We start from the raw sequence: 2,761 nt of genomic DNA on the forward strand, positions 1-2,761 counted from the left end.
AGATGAATTTCGCGATAAACCGGTAGATGTGAGGGTCTTTGAACAAATTAGCGATCAAGTGTATTTAATGTTTAAACAGCAACCTTTTCGCTTACCTCCCCAAATGACTTTTATTATTAAATCTGTCACCACTTTGGATGGGATTGCCCGCTCTTTAGATCCCCAGTATAATTTATTAGCAGCTAGTCAACCTTTTGTGAAAAGTCTAGCGGTATCAGGAGGAACTACCAACACCATGCTGACCCTAGCTAATCAAGCGCGCACTTTTCTTAAACAACAATGGCAAAAAGGTAATAAAAATGAGAGAATGATCCGTCAATTAGAGGAAAAAATCGAGCGAGGAAATTTAGTTTTTCAAGTTAAGTCACGCGAAAATGAACGACTTCTGAAAAGAATTTATCTGGGAATTAAATTATTAATTAATGTCTGTTTATTGGGATTTAGCATTATCTCAGCCATATTTTTATTAGACACAAACTATAGCAAACTAGCTATTATTCCCTTCAGTTTAGCTGGGTTATTTGCTTTATTTTTTCTGCGTTCTTCCCTGGCTTTATTGATTCAGGAAAGATTAGATAAAATGCTAGACAAGTAAATAATTATCATCTTTATTAAGTAAGTGGTTATAATTAAATATCTAATTGCCAGTGTGGTGACAAGTTCCCCGGCTCTCTTATTCTTTGTGTGATAAGTTTGACTTATATAGTAGCGATCAATCTTTGTGTCCTTTGTGTCTCTGTGGTTCGTTCCACATTCTCCCGTCGCCATGGTGATTTAATGTTTAATCCAAGCTGATGGCCAAATACCGCCAATTTCGAGACCAGCTAGACGACTAGAGGCATTTATAAGGGTTTTACCACGACTATCAGCCAATTTTATCGATAATTTACCTTTGAGGGTATCTTGACAAGCAAAAGAGAGACCTTTTTCCGTGGGTACACGCACGCGATCGGGAGGATGATCACTGATCCCGATCAAGACAATGGTATAATTCTCGTTGGTTGCCCTCATTTCCCAGTATCCCCAGGGTTGCACTGTCCAAGTTAGTTGAGAATTCCAGATATCAAACTTATAAAAGCGATTTTGCCAGTGAATACCGATAATTCCCACCGATTCCGTCCAGTTGAGAACTTTTCGGGTAGAACCCACTGCGGTTAAGGTTAAATCGGGATTTTCAGGGAAAGCATTACAATTAATCCAAAACCACTTTTCGGGGAAAGAATAACCCCAATTTTTCTCGCTATAAAAAGGTACATTCTCAAATTGATAATTTTTTCCCCGATGGGTAATCATTCCCGTTGCTAAACCATGAGCAGTTAAAATCTGCCAACCCGGGTCAAAAATCGGTAAATAAGATAATATTCCTGCTGTTGCTTGGGGTGGACGCTTTTTATCTCCCCAACTGTACCTAGTTTCAATGCGATAATCCCATTGACAGATTTCTCCAGTGACGGGATCATAAATTCGTCCTTGCTGCTGGTTTGCCGTTGCTTGATAACCCTCTTGAACAGACTCAAAAAAAGCCGACGGGGAAAGGAGACAGGGACGGATTTTTAAGTTAGTTTTTCCCCAATGGATAATGGCTAATTCCTGACGACTTGCCCAAAATTTATCCGTATCGGGAAAAGTGCGACAAAGATAATTAGATTCTATGGCTAAAATTTGTACCGCTCCGCCGCTATTGACTTGACCGCCGCTTGGGTCTTGAATAGAATACATAAAGGCGAATCCGTCGGCTAATTGCGGAATCATGACTCGGAAGTACCAACCTTCAAAGAATCGGGGAGTGATACCATCCCAATGGTAGCCAGAATGAGGGGGTTGTGAAGACATCTATGGGTTTATCTTTAGGTATTGATTTTGGCACATCGGGAGCGCGAGCGATTGCTATTGATTCTAGCAAAAATATCGTCGCTGAGGTTCATTATCCTTTCACTAATGCCAATTTTCAGGATTGGCAAAAGGCCCTATTTTATTTATTGGATAATCTAGGGGATTCGGTGCGTTCAGAACTTAAATCGATCGCTATTAATGGTACTTCCTCGACGGTGTTATTATGTGATAATTGGGGTAATTCTCTTTCTGAGGCCATATTATACAATGACGGGCGAGGAATTGCCTTTTTAGAAGCAATTAAAGCTATAGCACCCCCTCACCATCCCGTGATTAGTGCTACCTCCAGTTTAGCTAAATTATTTTGGTGGAGTCAGCAAGAAATTTTTTCGCAAGCGCGTTATTTTCTCTCGCAAGCGGATTGGTTAGCATTTCTCCTGCACGGTAAACTGGGAATTAGTGATTATCACAATGCCTTAAAGTTAGGTTATGATCTCGAAAATCTCTGTTATCCCCATTGGTTAGAGAATTTACCGATGTTTAATTTATTACCGCAAATTTTTGCCCCGGGTACAGCGATCGATACTATTAAACCAGATTTAGTGACTCGTTTTGCTATCCCGAAAGATTGTTTAATTTATACGGGAACCACCGACAGCATAGCGGCATTTTTAGCCAGTGGTGCTAATTCTTTAGGGGATGCAGTGACATCTTTAGGTTCAACTTTAGTCTTAAAATTATTAAGTAGCCAGAAAGTTGATGATAGTAACTATGGCATCTATAGTCATCGTTTAGGAAATTTGTGGTTAACTGGTGGGGCATCCAATACGGGAGGAGCAGTGTTAAAGAAGTTTTTTTCTCATGAAGAATTGAGAAATTATAGTTTAGCAATAGATGGACAAAAAGAAAGTAATTTAGATTATTATCC

The 2,761-nt window shown here is 39.6% G+C and carries 2 protein-coding genes and 1 pseudogene; 2 read left to right on the plus strand and 1 reads right to left on the minus strand.

All coding sequences use genetic code 11. The features are described from left to right. A pseudogene (locus PX484_RS01220) lies at positions 1-595 on the plus strand (AarF/ABC1/UbiB kinase family protein); the annotation flags it as partial. A 179-nt stretch (positions 596-774) separates the two neighbouring features. Here the strand turns inward: PX484_RS01220 and PX484_RS01225 are convergent. Continuing rightward, positions 775-1,833 (minus strand): tocopherol cyclase family protein, encoded by a 1,059-nt coding sequence (locus PX484_RS01225; protein WP_287765809.1) that lies wholly within the window; start codon positions 1,831-1,833, stop codon positions 775-777. Positions 1,834-1,835: 2 nt separating this feature from the next. Between PX484_RS01225 and PX484_RS01230 the strand changes: the two genes are divergently transcribed. After that, a partial coding sequence (locus tag PX484_RS01230; RefSeq protein ID WP_288102688.1) for an FGGY-family carbohydrate kinase occupies positions 1,836-2,761 on the plus strand: 926 nt, incomplete at its 3' end.

Source organism: Microcystis sp. M49636_WE2 (genome assembly GCF_030065375.1).
Taxonomy (GTDB): domain Bacteria; phylum Cyanobacteriota; class Cyanobacteriia; order Cyanobacteriales; family Microcystaceae; genus Microcystis; species Microcystis aeruginosa_C.

Bases quoted from the DNA above. Each gene is read 5' to 3' on its own strand.
- PX484_RS01225 (WP_287765809.1), bottom strand. From the start codon at position 1,833: ATGTCTTCACAACCCCCTCATTCTGGCTACCATTGGGATGGTATCACT.